19 protein-coding genes and 1 pseudogene are annotated in these 16,650 nt (G+C 67.7%); 9 read left to right on the top strand and 11 right to left on the bottom strand.

Features of this window, described 5'->3' with window-relative positions:
- The first annotated feature begins 87 nt into the window (after positions 1-87).
- The 5 genes from ACFWVP_RS19500 to ACFWVP_RS19480 all read left to right on the top strand — a co-directional run bounded on the left by ACFWVP_RS19500 (position 88) and on the right by ACFWVP_RS19480 (position 2,738).
- A complete protein-coding gene (locus tag ACFWVP_RS19500) occupies positions 88-654 on the top strand; it encodes a histidine phosphatase family protein (protein WP_384498168.1) in 567 nt (188 codons plus the stop codon).
- A gap of 635 nt (positions 655-1,289) precedes the next feature.
- Positions 1,290-1,598, top strand: coding sequence for a hypothetical protein (locus ACFWVP_RS19495; protein WP_384498166.1), 309 nt, complete (start codon positions 1,290-1,292; stop codon positions 1,596-1,598).
- Positions 1,595-1,852: a hypothetical protein gene (locus tag ACFWVP_RS19490; RefSeq protein WP_384498164.1), complete on the top strand. Its 258-nt coding sequence runs from the start codon at positions 1,595-1,597 to the stop codon at positions 1,850-1,852. The genes ACFWVP_RS19495 and ACFWVP_RS19490 overlap by 4 nt, the downstream gene beginning before the upstream one ends.
- Positions 1,853-1,955: 103 nt before the next feature.
- Complete coding sequence (locus tag ACFWVP_RS19485; protein WP_384498162.1) at positions 1,956-2,162, top strand: hypothetical protein; 207 nt, start codon at positions 1,956-1,958, stop codon at positions 2,160-2,162.
- A gap of 306 nt (positions 2,163-2,468) precedes the next feature.
- Positions 2,469-2,738 carry a hypothetical protein gene (locus ACFWVP_RS19480; protein WP_384498160.1) on the top strand — a complete coding sequence of 90 codons (270 nt, stop codon included), beginning with the start codon at positions 2,469-2,471 and terminating at the stop codon, positions 2,736-2,738.
- Between the two features lie 22 nt (positions 2,739-2,760).
- On the opposite strand, the gene ACFWVP_RS19475 is transcribed toward ACFWVP_RS19480, so the two are convergent.
- The 3 genes from ACFWVP_RS19475 to ACFWVP_RS19465 all read right to left on the bottom strand — a co-directional run bounded on the left by ACFWVP_RS19475 (position 2,761) and on the right by ACFWVP_RS19465 (position 4,847).
- Positions 2,761-3,285, bottom strand: a complete 525-nt coding sequence (locus ACFWVP_RS19475; RefSeq protein ID WP_384498158.1) for a hypothetical protein — start codon at positions 3,283-3,285, stop codon at positions 2,761-2,763.
- 171 nt (positions 3,286-3,456) lie between these two features.
- On the bottom strand, positions 3,457-4,080 hold the full coding sequence (locus ACFWVP_RS19470) for an NADPH-dependent F420 reductase (protein ID WP_384498156.1): 624 nt from the start codon (positions 4,078-4,080) through the stop codon (positions 3,457-3,459).
- Between the two features lie 32 nt (positions 4,081-4,112).
- The gene (locus tag ACFWVP_RS19465) at positions 4,113-4,847 is read right to left on the bottom strand and encodes an SDR family NAD(P)-dependent oxidoreductase (RefSeq protein ID WP_384498154.1); all 735 of its coding nucleotides are present in this window, start codon (positions 4,845-4,847) and stop codon (positions 4,113-4,115) included.
- Between the two features lie 144 nt (positions 4,848-4,991).
- Between ACFWVP_RS19465 and ACFWVP_RS19460 the strand changes: the two genes are divergently transcribed.
- Positions 4,992-5,687: a TetR/AcrR family transcriptional regulator gene (locus ACFWVP_RS19460; RefSeq protein WP_384498152.1), complete on the top strand. Its 696-nt coding sequence runs from the start codon at positions 4,992-4,994 to the stop codon at positions 5,685-5,687.
- 696 nt (positions 5,688-6,383) lie between these two features.
- Here the strand turns inward: ACFWVP_RS19460 and ACFWVP_RS19455 are convergent.
- Positions 6,384-7,055 (bottom strand): hypothetical protein, encoded by a 672-nt coding sequence (locus tag ACFWVP_RS19455; RefSeq protein ID WP_384498150.1) that lies wholly within the window; start codon positions 7,053-7,055, stop codon positions 6,384-6,386.
- A gap of 911 nt (positions 7,056-7,966) precedes the next feature.
- Here ACFWVP_RS19455 and ACFWVP_RS19450 point away from each other — a divergent pair.
- Positions 7,967-8,635 (top strand): hypothetical protein, encoded by a 669-nt coding sequence (locus ACFWVP_RS19450; RefSeq protein ID WP_384498148.1) that lies wholly within the window; start codon positions 7,967-7,969, stop codon positions 8,633-8,635.
- Positions 8,636-8,678: 43 nt separating this feature from the next.
- On the opposite strand, the gene ACFWVP_RS19445 is transcribed toward ACFWVP_RS19450, so the two are convergent.
- Positions 8,679-10,121 carry a hypothetical protein gene (locus tag ACFWVP_RS19445; RefSeq protein WP_384498146.1) on the bottom strand — a complete coding sequence of 481 codons (1,443 nt, stop codon included), beginning with the start codon at positions 10,119-10,121 and terminating at the stop codon, positions 8,679-8,681.
- A 352-nt stretch (positions 10,122-10,473) separates the two neighbouring features.
- Here ACFWVP_RS19445 and ACFWVP_RS19440 point away from each other — a divergent pair, with 352 nt between their 5' ends.
- Together ACFWVP_RS19440 and ACFWVP_RS19435 are read left to right on the top strand one after the other, a co-directional pair.
- On the top strand, positions 10,474-10,956 hold the full coding sequence (locus ACFWVP_RS19440) for a hypothetical protein (protein ID WP_384498144.1): 483 nt from the start codon (positions 10,474-10,476) through the stop codon (positions 10,954-10,956).
- 326 nt (positions 10,957-11,282) lie between these two features.
- Positions 11,283-11,756, top strand: a complete 474-nt coding sequence (locus ACFWVP_RS19435) for a ricin-type beta-trefoil lectin domain protein (RefSeq protein ID WP_384498142.1) — start codon at positions 11,283-11,285, stop codon at positions 11,754-11,756.
- Positions 11,757-12,198: 442 nt separating this feature from the next.
- Here ACFWVP_RS19435 and ACFWVP_RS19430 read toward each other — a convergent pair.
- From ACFWVP_RS19430 to ACFWVP_RS19405, 6 genes and pseudogenes are all read right to left on the bottom strand, one after another.
- Positions 12,199-12,387 (bottom strand): annotated as a pseudogene (locus ACFWVP_RS19430) (NUDIX domain-containing protein); the annotation flags it as partial.
- Positions 12,388-12,406: 19 nt separating this feature from the next.
- Complete coding sequence (locus ACFWVP_RS19425; RefSeq protein WP_384498140.1) at positions 12,407-12,829, bottom strand: RRQRL motif-containing zinc-binding protein; 423 nt, start codon at positions 12,827-12,829, stop codon at positions 12,407-12,409.
- Between the two features lie 425 nt (positions 12,830-13,254).
- Positions 13,255-13,503 (bottom strand): hypothetical protein, encoded by a 249-nt coding sequence (locus ACFWVP_RS19420; protein WP_384498138.1) that lies wholly within the window; start codon positions 13,501-13,503, stop codon positions 13,255-13,257.
- Positions 13,504-13,627: 124 nt separating this feature from the next.
- Positions 13,628-13,861 (bottom strand): hypothetical protein, encoded by a 234-nt coding sequence (locus ACFWVP_RS19415; protein ID WP_384498136.1) that lies wholly within the window; start codon positions 13,859-13,861, stop codon positions 13,628-13,630.
- A 623-nt stretch (positions 13,862-14,484) separates the two neighbouring features.
- Entirely contained in the window at positions 14,485-14,847 is a 363-nt protein-coding gene (locus ACFWVP_RS19410; RefSeq protein ID WP_384498134.1) for a hypothetical protein, read from the bottom strand.
- Positions 14,848-15,241: 394 nt separating this feature from the next.
- Complete coding sequence (locus ACFWVP_RS19405) at positions 15,242-16,330, bottom strand: barstar family protein (RefSeq protein WP_384498378.1); 1,089 nt, start codon at positions 16,328-16,330, stop codon at positions 15,242-15,244.
- Positions 16,331-16,650: the final 320 nt, after the last annotated feature.

The following is a 16,650-nucleotide window of genomic DNA, read 5'->3' as shown; positions in this document are numbered from 1 at the left end:
TTAGGTTCACCGGGTCGGCGGTGCCATGGTGGGGAGCCGACCACTTGCCCGTGCAGCCTGGCCCGTCAAGGACATGCAGGAGCCCTGATGGCAGTAAAGATCGTCTACGAGACCCACGCCACCACCACCGACAACGAGGCCGGCATCGCCACCGGCTGGCTCCCGGGCCGCCTCTCGGACCTGGGCTGCCGCCAGGCCCGGGAGCTGGGGGAGCGCCGGCCCGGGGACGGCTTCGCTGCAGTGTTCACCTCCGACCTGCACCGAGCCGTCCAGACAGCCCGGATCGCGTTCCCCGACGGCCGGCCCCCGATTCGCCGGGACCTCCGACTACGTGAATGCAACTACGGTGAGCTCAACGGACACCCTGTCTCCGTCATCGCTGCCCAACGAGCCCAGCACATCGACGAACCGTTTCCCGGAGGGCAGAGCTACCGCCAGGTCGCCACGGCCACCCGCGCCTTCCTCCACGACATTGCCACCGGATGGGACGGCAGCAGAATCCTCGTGATCGCCCACTCGGCCAACCGATGGGCGTTGGAGCACCTGCTCGCTGGAACACCGCTGGACGAACTGCTCCAAGCACCGCCCGCCTGGCGGCCGGGCTGGCGCTACACGCTATCTGCCGACTGGCCCCGCCTCAATCCGGCGAACTAACCGCCGGCCCGGCACTTCTACGACCCGTCGAAGATCAGGCGGTGCTCGCATCCTGGCCCAACCCAACCCGGCGGACCTATGCGGTCACAGCACCAGGCAGCAGACGTGCTGAATCTGCGCACCTGGATGCCGCACCGCACCTGGCTCGACCAACCGGAGAGCCCTCGTTTCCAGCCGTTCCTGACTGCACGACAGAGGGCGTGGCGGGACTGCCTGAGTGCCCTCCGCCATGCCCTTCCTCGCTTGCTCAACCGGCTCCCCGACCCCACGAAGCGTTCGGTGCCACCTGTCTCCGAGCGCCGGCAGGACCGGGAATCGGGTGCTTCGCACGCGGATCAGGTATCGGAGGTGTCGCCGCTCGTAGCTCGCTCCATGCGGCGCAAGAGCAGCTCCACGCGGCCGTCCTTGACCTGCGATGACACCCGAAGGCACACCAGCCGGCTTGCCGCCCCTGACGGCTCGGGGCTGTGAGGCGCTGGTACTTGCGGCCTGCACGTTCCGGGGCTGGGCCGCCCCGGATCACGTTGGACCGGTGAGGAGTGATCGCCGGTCCAACGCCGTGCATCGTCATGACGGGCAACGGCTGGCTCCTTGGCGCTATTCTGGTTGTCCGGGCGTGACCGCAGGAGGGGTACATGGCGCACGAGGACTGGACTGTGGACCGGCTGCATGTCGCGTTGCCGCACTCGGCGTCCCGGCAGCAGCTGCTCCAGGACGTGAACCTCACTCCGATCGAGGACTTGCCCGCCGTGCTCGACGGGTGGGCTTCGGCCGCCGAGCAACTCGAGTCGGCCCGGCCACTCATCGAGGCCGCCCGCATGCACATGAAGACGCGCGGTGTTCTCCCTGACAACCTGGAGATCAGGGACGTCACCGCCGACGTGCTGAGGGACGCCGAGCCGCACCAGGACAACCGCAACGACCGCAGCCGGGGAGCGGCGTGACCTACCGGCTCCACTTCCCGACCGACGTCTTCGACACGTACAAGCAGCTTCCCGAGTTCGCCCGGCGAGACCTCGCGCTCGCCTTGGTCGACGCCCAGCAGGACCCGATCGCGTACTCGGAGCCGTACGGGCAGGACGACGGCATCGTCCGCACCGTCGCCCAGGGCCACGTCACTGCGGTGATCCTCCTCGGCCATGACTCGTCGACGATGACCGTCCTCACCATCGCGTATGCCGGCACGGCCAACTCGTAGGCCGGGACCACCTGAACGCCCCTGGCTCCGCCCGTACCGGGTGCAGGTGATTGCCCGGCACGAGCCCGGGCAGGTTGACCCCCTGTCGGCCCGGCGTCGGCCGATGACGGACAGGCTCGGGCTGCAGCATCAGATCGTCGAGGTGCTGGGGCGGCAGCCACGGCAGTTCGGGGACCTGGTGCTGCAGCCACAGGTGTTGGCGGTTGTCCAGGCCCATGTCGTTCATCTGCTCGGGCGCCGGCGTCTGGCTGTGGATCTGTGCCAGCCGTTCGGAGATGCCATGTGGGTCTACCCGGTAGGCGGGTGCTGATGGGCGGCAAGCAGCAGACGGTCCGGTTCGAGGACCTGGACGAGGAGGACCAGCGGCGGGCCCGGATCCGGCCGGCTCACGTGCTGGAGACCGAGACCGATTACCGCAGCGTCAATGTGTTCTGGGCCGAGGGGGGCGAGCCTCGCCTGCAGTTCGATCCGGCTCGCACGACGCTGACTCAGCGCAGTGACGAGAGGTCGCTGAGCTGGCCGCGCTGCCGAGCGAGAACGCGAAGTTCCTCGGACTCGGGCAGGTCGCGAGCGCACGCTGCGGCGGACGGCGGCCGCATTCGCGGAGGAAGGCCTGGTGGGGCTGGCCGACGGCCGCTGGACACGCGAGTTGTCCCGCCACCCGTCGCTCATTCCGGAGTTCGCCGAGGCGACCCGGGCGGTTCATGCCGAGGCGCTGCACCGCTCGCGGCTGAGCATGACGACCAGGGAAAGGTTGATCCACAAGTACGTGCGGAAGAAGCACGAGCCCGAACTCGAGGAGAGCTGCGCACCGCACCACACTGGCGAAGGTATGGAAGAAGCGCACGCTCGACACTCACGCCAAGCACTTGTCCGCATCGATTGACGCCCGTGCCCCTAACTGACGCTCAGGCTGGCTCCTGGTTTGGCTGCGGATAGCCAATCTCGGAGACGTCCTGAGCCAGGTCCGTCAGGCTGACCTCAGAGTTCAGCAGCGACACAAGCTCCTGACCTAGCGGCCGCAGGGCAAACACATGGCTCACTGCCCCCAGGTCCACGGAGACCTCGTAATAATCCTCGGCAAAGCGCTGGAACGCTACCGGCGAACGGTCGACCAGGAGCTCGAACAGGCTCGTCGCCCCATCGGGATCGACAGCATTGAAGGGGAACCCGATCGCGCCGTGGTGCCACCGATCGTCCGTCCCTCCCCGCCACAAGCAGGCTGTCACAACCGGTACGTCGTCCTCGTCGGTGAACGCCGGCTCCTCGACGAAGGGCCTGAAGAGCTCGGGGACCTCGTCGATCACTCCAGGCCACGGCTCGCCATCATTTCCGTACGGGCTCATCGGAGACTCATGGCAGAAGCCGCGCACGTACACCCCGGCCGCCGAGAACACGATGGAATACTCGTCCCCCGACCCGTTGCTGTGCATCTCGACCGGCTGGACCAGGCGATCGCCGACCCACAGCGGTCGTAGCCAAGGTCCTCGATTCCGCGGCAGAACGCGCTCAGGCCAGCGGCGCTGCGGATAGCGGGCCCGATGATGGGAAGTGTGAAACCAAGCCTCATGACGAGCCCCTGCGGTGTTCCGTCAACCGTCCGGTCAGACGGGAAGCTCGGTGATGCCGAGGGCGAAGTCCAGGTTCCCCACCCCGTGGTTGGCGAGGCCCACGGTGACCACGCCCGCTCCTTCCAGCCAGTGCGCCATTGTCAGACCGCCGACGTCCAGCGGGCGCAGCCCGAGGCTCTCGACGAACGCCTCCACACTTGCCTTGGCCTGCGCATTGTCACCGGCGAGGAAGACGTCGGGCTGACCCTTTTCCAGGACATGGCGGAAGACGGTGTTGAACGCCTTCACCACGCTGGCGCTTGCGGGTGCCGTCTTGGCGACTTCCTGCGCGATCGAGGTCTGCTCGCGGTGGGCCAGCCCGTCGAACGTGGAGTTGAAGGGGTTGCTGATGTCGACGATGACCTTGCCCCCGAGAGCTTCTCCGTACCGGGCGACGGCCGGTACGACGCCGTCGTGCAGCAGGGCGACGATGACGATGTCCCCGGCCGGGGCGGTGCCCCATTCTCCCGTCGTGGCGGCACCGCCGAGAGTCTTGGCGAGGTCGGTGGCCTTGGACTGATCGCGGCCCATGATCTCGACGGTGTTGCCGCCCGCTACCGCTCGCGCGCCGATGGTGCGGGCCATGTTCCCGGTGCCGATGATGCTGATGTTGCTCATAAGGTGTCCTGTCCTGGTGCGTGTTGTTGGGTTCAGATGGCAGTGGTGCCGCCGTCGGCGACGAGTTCCATGCCGTTGACGAAGCTGGAGTCGTCGGAGGCGAGGAAGAGGGCGGCGGTGGCGATTTCGTCAGGGCGGCCCATCTGTCCGCGGGGGATGAGGGACTCGAACTGGCGCTTGGTGGCCTCGTCGAAAAGCTCTGCTTGCTTGGCGGTGGCGACCTGGCCGGGGGTCAGGACGTTGACGCGGATACGGCGGTCCTTGAGTTCGTTGAGCCAGATTCGGGCCCATGCCTGCTGGACGGCCTTGCTGCCGGCGTAGACGCTCCAGCCGGGGAAGGCGCCGAGGGAGGCGTTGGAGCCGGTCATGAGGATGGAGCCGCCGTCGTTGAAGAGCGGGAGGGCTTTCTGGACGGTGAACAGGGTGCCGCGGGCGTTGAGCCCGAACCAGGTGTCGAACTGGGCCTCGGTGATCTCGCCGAGCGGGGCGGGCGCGCCGCCGCCGGCGCTGGCCCAAAGCACGTCGAGGCTTCCCTTGTCCCGCTTGACGGTGTCGTACAGGCGGTCCAGGTCGTCGAGGTTGGCGGCGTCGCCCTGGACGCCGGTGACGTTGCGACCGATCTGCTTCACGGCCTCGTCCAGGGCGTCCTGGCGGCGGCCGGTGATGAAGACGTGCGCTCCCTCGTCGACGAACAGCTTCGCGCCGGCCAGCGCCATGCCGGTGGTGCCGCCTGTGATGACCGCGACTTTGCCGTCGAGCTTTCCCATAGTCATTCCCTTGGGTCGGTGGTGCCGTGTGTGCCTGGGGCGACGGAGTTAAGTACACCGCCTGGTGTGCTTAACGTACGCGGCGGGTGGCCGGGGCGCAAGCTATGTACACCGGTCGTTACCTAGCTGCGGTACAGTGGACCCATGACGGAGTTGGAAAAGGGCCCCACGGGTAGCCGCCGCGGCCGGGGCGCCCGCGAGCGCATCATCAGCGCGGCCCAGCAACTGTTCCGCGAGCAGGGCATCAACCGCACCGGCATGAACGAGCTCTGCGCGGCGGCCGAGGTGTCCAAGCGCACGGCCTACCAGCACTTCACCGGCAAGGACGAACTTGTCGCCGAGTACCTGCGCCGGTTCGACCCCTCCGTGCTGTCCGGCGTGTTCGACCGCACCGACCTCACACCCCGCGAACGGCTCCTCGCTGCCTTCGACATCTCCCCAGACACACCCCTGTGCCCGTACATCGCTGCCGCCGTGGAGCTCCACGACCCCCAGCACCCCGCGTCCCAGTACGCACGCGACTACAAGAAGGCCGTTGCCGCGCGGCTCGCCGACACCGCCCGCGAAGCCGGCGCCGCCGACCCTGAACAGCTCGGCGAGCAGCTCGCCCTGCTCATCGATGGCGCCGCTGCCCGCACCCGGGTCCTCGACGCCGATGCCTTCCCCACCGCCGCCGCGATCGCCGCCGTCCTCATCGACAACGCTCTCCCCGCCACTGCGGGCCCCAACCGCCGACGGGAGGGAGTGTCGAGTCGACCCGGCACTCCGGGCCGGGCCGGACTCGTTGCCGGTCACGCTGCTGCACCCGCTGGTAGGCGACACCCTTCGCCCGGCACCTGAACCGGACCTGCTGGCTTTTATGGAACTGGCCGTTCGCTGAAGGCCGCAGCAGAAGCCGCTGGGGGAGACCGGCGACCCGCGAGGATCCGCCGCCGTGGTCGGCCGGATAGATGCTGGCCCAGCACGCTGCCGTAGTGGCTGAACAGCCTCAGCGCTCTGCCAGACAGCTCAATGGCGCCGGGGCTTGTCCGTTGCGGGCCTTGCCCTCACCCGCACCACCGACACCCGATCGGTGGCCACGCTGAAAAGCTCACTGATCCGTACAGGGGCTCCGTCTTGCCCGGCCCTGTCGACGTAGCCCTCCGCCCCTTGGGAACTCCGCAAGTTCTAATAGCCGCACTTGCCAGTAGGGGGATGGTCGTGTCGAGCAGCTGGAAGGTCACGGTCGTGCTCCTTCAGGATGGCTGGGGAATTCGCATCAGGAGAGGTGGCGGAGGGGGCCGGCTCGGCGGGCGGCCGGGGGAGGGACAGGTCAGGCTCCGCCGCCTCGCCAGGCGGCGTAGGCGATTGCCTGGGTGAGCCGTTCGGCTGCATGGCGCTTGGCCTCGGCAGCTGCCCGGAGCGCTTCCTACGAGGCCTGGTTGTCCATACGGGCCCCTCTTCCTGCTGTGTGGGTGGGGGCCGGGCTGGCCGGTCCTGTGCACCGTCCCGGCCCGGGTGCGGGCTGGGACGGCACACAGGCACGTCGGTCCTCGTTCAGAAGGCGGGGCTGTCGACGGTGGGCTCCACGGCCACTGCGGTGACGCTGGGGGCCTTCGGCGCGGCGGCATCCGGGATGGGCCGGCTGGTGAGGTGGCGGTGGACGTCGCTGATGGTATGGATGTCGATCTGCTCGTCCGTTTTGCTGGTCAGCAGGGTGAACCTGGCGTGCGGGTAGCGGCCCTGGATGTAGGTGAAGAACAGGACTGCGCCGGGGGCGATGTGGAACATGGCGTCCCCGTCCTCGTAGCCGTGCCACCGCTCCGCCTTGTTCAGGAGCTGGCCGTGGTCGACGGAGTACGCGGTGTTCGCCGCCCGGTGCGCGGCGTCGGCGGCAGTCGCCGCGGCGATCTGGGCGAGGCCCTCGTCGGCGGTCAGTGCGACCGGCGGGAGTGCCTTGGCCGTGGCTGCGGGGCTGGAGCTGTACAGGGAGCGGCGCAGCGGGGCGAGGACGATACTGAGGAGGTTGTCGGTGGCTGCGGTGGTGATGAGGAAGAGCGCTCCGGCGACGACGATCCGCAGATCGCCGAACCAGTGGGCGGGGGTGAGGGTGTCCCAGGCCGCGTAGGCGGTGGCGACACCGACCGTGAGGCTGGTCGCGAGGCTTCCCGTGTCGAGGAGGGCGGGGGCGAACTGGTTGGTGACGTTCCGCTGCGGGAGCGAGGGCATGGGTGCCTGCTTTCTCAGGGTCAGGTGATGAGTTGGGCCGCGGGTGCGCTGCTGGGGGTGCGGGGGATGCCTCACTGAACCGGGGAGTACTCACCGGTTCACTCACCACGGGAATACCTGCGGGATCACAGTTCGGCGACGACCTTTGGTGAGTTTGCGCGGGCCTGTGGTGAGTAGCGCCGCGTCATGGTGAGCTCGGCTTCGATCCCAGCTGCGAAAGGCTGTGTCGAAGGCGTCGTCGGCGGGGCTGCCAGGGGTTTCTGCTGGGCCAGGGCGGCGATGCCGCGCTGGGGTACGTCCGCGCTCAGGCCGGGGTGTGCCGGGGCCTGGGGGGCATGGGCGCACGCTGGATCATGCGGGAGCTCCCTTGGTGGAAGTGCCTTGGGATGTAGGCGAGGACCAACCCACCTGACCCATTTTCGATGAGGCTTCACACCCAACTCGAAGACGCCAAAGCCGAAGTGCAGTCACCACACGGCGCGCCGTGTGGTGAGGTAGCTGGTGTCTGCGGAAGCGCCGATCGCGCGGTGAAGGGCCGCCGTAAGGGGCTTCGTCCGCGCCTGCGCCGTAGTTGCACCGGTGGTGTCCATCCCGGCTCGGGCACAGCACCGGGCAGCGGCAACACCGATCGCGCGGTGGGCCGCCTCGTCCAGTTCCATGAGCGCCGTCCCGGGCCCGGAGACGTCCTGGACGGCCTTGGGGTACTGGGTGCCCTCGCCGCCGGTCTTACGGACGACGGTGGCGTGCTTGATGTATCCGGACTTGCCAGCCTTGTCCGCGAGTGTCGGCAGGTTCGGATATTCAGGCGTGCGGAATAGGAAGCCGCTTCAGCTCGGCTCAGCCGCGGTGTCGCGGGACGCATAGGGGACCCGCACCCGCTGTCCTTCGGGCTACTGGGTAGCGTCGCCGTGGTGAATCTCAACCTCTTCAACGATGTGCCTGATGGCTTGACTCGACGAGCCCGATTGTTCGTCAGCACGCACGGCATCAAGGTCGACGTCCGGTCCGTGGAGGGGCACCGGCAGTGGTGGCTTGAGCGAGACGTCCCGGCAGCAGTGATCGACCGCATGGCGGCCTACCAGGAGAGATGGGGCGGTCTGCTCCTGCCACCCGCATCGCAGTACGACGGAGGCCCCAAGTACCTCGATCCGGAGTCGCCCGAATCAGACTCGGCAGGGTGGTGGTTCGAAGCTGGGATGCAACGAACCGCGGTCCCCTACTCATTCATGATCGGTCCGTCTGGTGAGTTTGGAATCCAGGCAGATGGGTGGGCGCCTCTCCACGCGTCCATCGAGGGCTGGGTGGAATCGCTTGCCCTGGCCCACCACGCTTCCATGTGGGCGAAGCAGGTCACCAAGCTCGTCGGCGATGACGTCGATGGCATCGAGCTGGACGGCTACGAACCGGTGCGCGAGGTGATGGGCCTTGCAGACACCTGGTGGAGAGGTTCTGACTCTCTGGTGGCGCTCTTCACCGGGGAGGCCGAGTCCCTCGGATTCCCCGGAGGCCGCATCGCGTTGATCTATTCGGGCCTTGATGAGTGGGGGCTGCGAGGCGGCGTCGAGACAGACGGTAGCTGAGACCGCTTGGGAATGACCAAGCCCTGGGTTGCTGTTTCGTGCGTCACGATCGGCGGGCCACCTCGGCTGCGTAGGCGGTCCTGACGGCCCCGGCTGCCCACCGTTCGGCAGCGAAGGCGCTGACGCCGAGGAGCCGCTGGAGGACGGCCGGGGGCATCTGGATGCAGAGGTCGAGCAGGGCGGCACATCGTGCCGCTTCCGAGGGGAGTCCGATGTTGTGGAGTCTCCTTGTGAGTCGTCGGTTGGTCAGCGGCTTTCCGGGGCGCTGGGTCGGGAAGAGCCAGGGTGCGTTCTGTTCGTTGGACATCACCATGTGCTCGTGGCTGCGGGCGATTTCGACGAGTTGGAGGACGAGTTCGTCCAGGGGCGGCGGGAGTCGCAGCGGGGTCTTGTGGAGCTGTAGGGCGACTCCGTTCTCGTCGTGGAGGACGTGTGCGGTGGTCAGTCGGCTGATCTTGGCGGGGGTCTGGCCGTAGAGAAGGACCATGAGTCCGGCGACGCGGTCCTTGGTTTCGTAGGAGTCGTCGTTGAGTAGCTGGCGGGCGATCGTCCAGCGTTCGTCGGCGTCGAGAGGTCGGTAGAAGGTTCTCTGGGGCCGGTGGGGGATGCTGAGGCTGGAGGCGTACTTGCTGCGAACGGCCCAGGCGACGAATGCGCGTGCGATGTAGGGGCCTTGGTGGTCCTCCGAGGTGAGCCAGAGGTCGATGAGCGTTTGATCGCAAGTCGCCAAGGTCGCGTCGTGCTTCTTGAGCCAGGTCAGGAAGGTGACGGCCTTGCCTATCTGGCTCTGGGCGACGTCTACTGCCGCCGGTGAGATCGGTTTGCCTCGGGCCCGGCGTCGGATGCGGACGACGCGGTCCCAGCGGGCGAAGGCGGTGATAAGTCGGCGGTCTTCCGGATCGTCCAGAGCCGCGATCTTGAACTCGATCCACCGCTCCAGTCTGGCCAGGTACTCATCACGGACGGGCAAAATGCCGGCCGAGACCAGGACGGAGCGGAAGTAGTCGACGGACAGGTCCTTCGGGCCGGGCATGCGGGCGTCGAGGTCCTCGTGGGTGAGGTCGCAGGCTCCGGCACCGAGGTCGGTGACCAGCTGCTTGGCCGTGGCCGATTCGCGCAGATAGAGCAGTGTCCGTCGGGAGTTGAAGTCCAAGAGAGCCGTAGCGACCTTGTCGAGCTCGGGACGGACCTCGCCGTTCGGCGAGGTCAGCGGCTGCCGCAGGTGGCGTTCGCCGGCGCATCGGCGGCAGAGGCCGAAGTGGAAGAGCTTCTCGACGGTGCCGCACTGCTGACACGGCTTGCGGGCCTCGGGGGCGACCTCCCAGCAGTTCTCGCAGAACGGTCCTCGAGGTGTCCGGGCGACCACGCGGGAGGGGCGCCCGCAGTCGGTGCAGGGCTCCAGTTTCGTCAGGCAGGCCCGGCAGCGTGGGGTGCCGTCGGCGCTGTGGAAGCAGGGGCGGATCTTGTCGCAGGTGCTGCACTGCATTCTGGGTGGCTTGCGGCAGGACGTGCAGAGCGGCCCGCTCTCGGTGCGGGCGGAGACGGCGCGGTGACGGCCGCAGCTGACGCATGTCTCCTGGCAGGTGGCGTCCTTGTCGCGGCAGTCGCTGCAGAAGGGGGCGCCGTCGGTGGTGCGTCCGGCGACGGGCCGGGAGCGACCGCAGTGCTTGCAGGGCTTGGCGGTTGAGCGGTTGTAGCAGGTGCCGCAGACCCGGAGCCGCTTGATGGAGTGGCTGAGCCGGACGGTTCGGTCGCAGTGTGGGCACTTCCGCGTCGGGACACCTGTCGACGCTCACCCAGCTGATCGTCGAGCTTCGTGACGAGGAAGGAACGCCCGCATGACCACCAGCAGCATCACCCATAGCGTCTTCGCCCGTCTGGTTCGTGAGCACGGAGGGCTCACCGACATCGACCGGCAGATCATGCGGGCCTTCGAACGACTCATGTACGGCCGCCCGGCGATCACCGACGGCTCCGTTACAGCTGTGAACATCGCCGCCGAGGGCGGGGTGTCACGAGCTTCCTACTACCGCTCGCCGGTCGCCCCCGCGATCAAAGAGATTCTCTCTGCCCCCGAGGTCAAGCGTCCCGAAGTCGACGAGCTCAAGGCCGAGGTCGCCCGACTGCGCAAGCAGGAACGCGCACTCCGCAAGGAGTACGCCGCCGAGGTCAGGGAGTTGAAGGACACCACAGCGACCTACGCCAACCAGATCCAGATCCTGGCCTTGCGCAATGCCGAACTAGAAAAAGACGCCGGAAAGCTCAGGTCACAGCTCTCCGACTCCAGCTACGGAGTAGTCCGCGCACTGCGCCCAACCTGACAACCCGCCCCGCCCCCGGACCACCCTGGGCCACCGAAGAAATGGGCTGCGGCGGGTGACGAAATGGCGGGGCGGGTTCTGCGGAGGCCAGCGACAGGTCGGGGGTGACCGACGGCCGATCACGCCTTGGCCAACGTCGAACTCCGGGAAGCCGGCTGCGAGCCGATGGAGCCCTACCCGGGACGTACTGGCAACCGTCCGATGAGCGTGGTCACTTCGAACACGGACAGGCGGCGGATCGAGCTCGTTGAGCGGTTGCCGCGCCTGCTGGTAGCCCTCTTTAATGTCCCTTGGTAGACGTCGCGCCACAAAAACGTGGAGGACACGTGCTGAAGAAGATTACCGCCATAGGTGCGGCGGCCGCTGCGCTGTGCTGGGGCCTCGGTACCGCACCCGCACAGGCGGCGGGGATGTCGTACATGCAGGTGAAGAGCGCGGCTTATAATTTGGGGGAGTGCCTCGACTACAGGGCCGACTACGGGCCCTACACGACAGGCTGCAACGGTGGCGCCTATCAGACCTGGCTGATGGTCGACGCCTATGAAACGTTGACCGAAATTCGGCAAAACGTTGGTGACAGACTTTGTTTGGTCGCCCGCAACGGTCAGCCGACGATGAGGCCGTGCTTGGCCAACGATCCGGCAGCCTTGTGGACAGTGCACAGCATCAATTCCCCGGCGGGGGAGCAGCTGATCAACAATGCAACCAAAACCTGTCTTGTCGCGGGATCAGGGGCGATCCATCGCGTAAGCCTGAACACGTGCGGCAGCGGTCTCTCCCGACTGTGGTCCGCCTACTAGATCTGACCAATGCCAGGGGCCCCGGCCGTCTGCAATGGCGGGGGCCCCCGGCATTCATGGATGGGTCAGAAGAGATCGGTTAGGCTTGCGTCCTCGATGTCCCGCCATGCCGCGGTCGCCTTTTCCTGCGCGTGCTGGGGGCCGACCACCCCACACCCTCACTGCCCGCAACAACCTCGCATCCTGGCAGGAACGGGGCGGCAAGGACCCGGATACACCGGGCTAGCAGGGCCGCCCGCACCGCGTGGGAAGGCGCACCACTCTTTGCCGGGAAACAGGCACCCCACGCCCGGCAACACCGCAGGTCGGAGAATTCCGTCGGTGGGCCCACCTCTCCGGGCCGGGGCGGCCTCCTGCAGTCAGCGCCTGACCCAAGACGTTGCCGACTCCCACACCACAGATGAGACACTTTCCCGTGGGACACAGCCGTTGCTCACATAACCTCCACGAGCTCGCGCGCAGCGGCGACAACGCTCGTCTCTCCGACGTTCACATGACCGCCAGGCAGAGCCCAGTAGCCCTCGTACGGATCCCAGCCCCGCTCGATCAGCAGCACGTGGCCGGCGGCGAACAGGACGACGTCGGCGGTGAAGCGAATCGCCTCGTCGGTGTCGGTGGTGTAGGTGGTCATGAGCTGGTGTCCTCTCGGATCATGCGGCAAGCAGGTGCTTGGCCGGGGGAGCGAGGTAGGAGGCAGGGCCCGCGGGCGTGCCGTCGTAGCACTCCACGCATGACCCCAGGGTTTTCAGCGGGAGGCAGTGGAAATAGCGCCGGCCGCAGGAGCCGGGACACTGCTGACGGGCCGCCATCGCCTTGTCGAGCGCGGCTTCCTTGGCGAGAGTCATCGGGAGCTTCGGCTTCGCCATGTCGATCCGGTACAGCCACGCGAAGCGCTTGCCGCCGCGGCACTCGATCCGCGCGACGGGCTCCCGGCCGCCGGGGCGCAGTCCCATGTCCCGCAGCTGGCGGCGGGTCGCGAGGTTCTCGCGCCCTGCCTGCGTCCACCGGAAGACCGGTAAGGAGCCGCTCCCGGGGTCGTACGGGTCGGCGTCGACCATGTCCTGGCCTGCCATCACCTGCTCCAGGTACCGGGAAATCGGCGCTGGGGCGCGGGGTGGCGGGGGCCAGGGGTAATGGGGCGGGGCCGGCCGATCCGGCGGCGCGGACGGGGATGAGCACGAGGAGTCTCCTCCAGTCGTCGGCGGCAAGCACCGCGCCCCGTCGGCGGGTGCTGGCGGGGCGCGGTAGGTCGGGATGGTCGGTCGGCGTATCGAGCTGTCAGGCGCCGCCGTCCCTGCGGGCTGCGGCGGCGATCTCTTCGGCCAGCCGCTGCGAGGCCCGCTGCTGCTCCTCGGCCGCCTTGCGCAGCTGCTCCTGGATGTCCTGGTCGCTGGGCATGGGTGAGTCCTCCTGTGTGGTGCGGGTCGGTGTCCGGCCTGTCTGCCGTCGAGTTGGAGGGCGGCCGGCTGCTTGGCAGTGAGTCGGTCGCCCCGGCTTGCTATTGGCTGTCCAGGGCCGCCCATACGGCGGCGGCGCAAGCCGAGGCCAGCTCCTCGGCCTCCTTGAGTCGCTTCGCCTTCGCGGCGGGGTCGTCACTGGAGCGGTGGACGCCCCCGGCGATGCCGTGGTTGGCGCCCCCATATACGCCGCCGTTGACGGTGACGGAACCGTCCGCGGCACGCTGGAAGTCGTCCGCGCTCGCGCTGGAGTCGACCTGGTTGCCGTTGCCGAGGAGGAAGATCGCCATGGTGATGAGTCCTGCTTTCGTGGTGGGTGCGTGTGGTGAAGGGAGTCGGTGGGCTGCTGCGGGTCTTCACCTCGTCGTGCCTGTCGGCGGCGTGGGCGTGCGTGGAACCAGGCAAGGCGACGGGTCAGCGCTTCTGGGGCGGGTGCGCGTTGTCCGGGTTCTCTTCGGTGGGCGGGGCCGCCGGAGCCGGGAGGTGGATCTGGGGTGCGATGTCGTGACCGGCGTTGTGGATGTGGGTGAAGACCGTGGGGCGCAGCGTCAGGCCGCGCAGTGCGAGGGTGGAGGCGGCGGTCCCGGCGAGGGCGGCAAGTCCGGTGGCGATGGTGCGGCCGTCGGCGGGTGCGGCGCTGTGGACCATGGCGATGCTGCATGCCCCCCAGGCCGCCCAGGTGATGCGAGCCCCGCTGCCTCGGAAGAAGCCGCCGGTCAGGCCGAAGAGGCCGACGATCTGCCAGACCGTGTTAACGACGGTGGCGCTGATCTGCAGCGTGGCGGAGTGGGCTGCGATGTTGTGGACGTAGTTGAGCGCTGGCCATTGACCAGTTAGCCCACCTCGGTGAGCGCTGTTGGCGGGGAGAATGCCGGGATGACCGTCTTTTGCTGTGCCAAATGCGAGCAGCCTCTAACCAGCGAGGTGGTGCCGGGCGAACCGCTGAGGAGCCCCGAGCGTCCGCCGAGCCACGAAGTCGTTCCGCCTCGGATGGCCCGGGGAACCTTTAAGATCAACTTCGACAACAGCCTCCTAATCTTTCACCCGGATGACGTTCCCAGGACGGCGCTTCACCCCGACCCACGACGTGTCAGTGGTTGCTGCGGGCTCGCTGGCCAAGATGGTCCCAACCTTGTCTGCGCCGGATGCGGGGTCGAAGTCGCGACGAAAGAGTCCGACTGCTGGACCGACAACTTCGTGGCAGTGATTGCAGCCGCAGTGGCTGGCAGGCCGGAGGCTTTGTTGGGCTGCCAGCCACGATGAGGTGGGTGTCAGCGGAGTCGAGGCCGACTACTCAGCTGGGTAACTCCTTCTTGGGCTTCGAGTGCCTCGAGGAGTCGTGTGTTCTCAAGGGTGACGTACTGAATCTGCACGGCGGCCAGGGCAAGTGCAGCGGTGAGTTCGCGGTTGCGGCGCCGGAGCTTGGCATTGCGGGCGATCAGGGTGTCCTGGGCTGATGGCTCACGTACCGCTTCGTCGTTGGAGGTCGTCCGGTGGGCGGCGATCTCCTCGACCAGGTCGGGGTAGCGACGGCGGAACGTCGTGTTACTCATGCCGAGGCTGCGGGCGAACGCGAGACGCTCGGTCGGCGGTCGGCGGTTGGCGTCGCGGCAGGCGGCCAGCATCTTCTCCATGCGCTTGCGGACGAGCGCGTGCGGGAGGTCTTGGTCCGAAGAGATCGCGGGGCGGTCGCCGGGATTCCGTTGCTGAGCAGGAACTGCGTGATCTTAGCCCGGTGCTGGTTGAGGCGGTGAGCGACCAGCGGTGGCAGGAGGGGGCGGGGCGTGAGCCGACACCCGATCATGTCGATTTCTCGCCTCCATGCTTGCGTGTTCTCGACGGTGAGGGCCACGTTGCGGCAGGCCAACGGCAGGCAGCCGCAGTGGTCAGGGAGCCCTTCGCTACGGCCGCGCCGCGCCTTCCAAGCCGCAACACTCACGGACCGTGCGGTATTGCCGTCAATGACTCGGCGCACAGGTGGTTGGAGACCGTCTGGACATGGTCGATGCCCGGCGGGCGGACCGTAGATCACGCCAAGGTGACGTGCATGCCGCCCTCGGCTAGGAGATCGAGGACCACCCCGAACAGGTCGTAGGGCTGGCCACCCGGTGACAGTGCCTGCGACAAGTGCTCGCGTGCGGTCGCAGCGTCCCGCCAGAGCAGCGTTGCGGGGGTGGTGTAGCCGAAGGTGCCACGCAGGCAGTCATCGACTGCCGCAAGACAGCCGCCGAAGTAGCCCCCCGGCCCGTTTACCGCCTCGCCAAGCGCCAGGTAGAAACCCGGTTCGTCGGTGACATGCCGACCGTCGAGTTCGTAGGCGTACCCGGCCGGCCGGTCACAGAGGGCACGGTAGGCAGCTCGCTCTCGGACGAGATCGTGCCAGGCCCAGCGGTTCCGGGTATCAAGGCCAGCCCAGGCAGCCGCTGTGACAGGCGGCCCGACAAGCCACCGCTCCCAGATGGGCCGGGCGTGTTCGGGAACGGGCGTGAAGAGCTCTCCATCTAGCTCCAGGTCGATCAGATCCGTCCCGTATGGAGATGGGCGCCAAGCATGGACTCTGGCCCAGAGCAGGCGTTCGGTGAGCGGCTCACCTTGATCGTCTCGTATCTCCAGGGCGGCCTGCTCCAGGTCCAGCTCCCGCCGGGTGCCCTTCGCCAGTGCCGCCCGCAGCTGATCGCCCTTGGTGAGCCCTCGCAGGACGAGCGGGGGCACCGACTTCTTGTGCGGCAGGACACGGGCGAATTCCCGGCAGGAGCCCAGCCATCGGTGCCCGTCATGCACGCGAACGCGGCCCCTGTGGCCCTCGGGCGGACCTTCGTAGTCATCCAGGCCGGTGAGCACGAGACTCTCGGTCCCAAGGGGCTGCCCCGGGCTCTCCGCGTCCTCCAGCAACCAGGGGTCGAGTGTCTCATCGTCCGGCACCAGCCAGATTCGGTTGCCGACCCAGCCGCCCACCTCTGCTTGTGGAACCCAGCCGAACAGCTCGTAGGTCCCGCGGTGGGGTTCTCCGAACAGCCCTTCCGCCTCGGCGCAGACCCCCCAGGCATGCCCATGCTCTGTCTCGGTCAGCGTGTACCGCGTTCGCCTGCGATGGTCCTCGTGCACGCTGAGAATCATGCCGGGACCAGGTTCCGACGGCGAAGTCATTTCCCCGTAGCCGGTCGCGATGCCTCGGGCAGCGCGGTCATAGACCACCCGCACACAAGCGATGCAGGAGCGGATCGGCTGGTCGACGACGGCGAACACGCCGTTGGAGGTATCGACACCGACCTGTACGCGCGGGGCGGCGGTGAGTAGGCGGTGCATCGCCTCGGCCAGGACGTCGGTCGCGGTGTCCAGCAGGATGATGACCGCGCAGATCCCGGCGAGGCCGATGGACGCCTTCACCCAGTTAGCCATGGAGTGCCAGCCGAGATCCGGGGCCTGGCGCAGTTCCC

Origin of the sequence: Streptomyces sp. NPDC058637 (genome assembly GCF_042717325.1) — a bacterium.
Lineage (GTDB): Bacteria > Actinomycetota > Actinomycetes > Streptomycetales > Streptomycetaceae > Streptomyces.
This window is presented reverse-complemented; position numbering and strand designations above follow the sequence as displayed.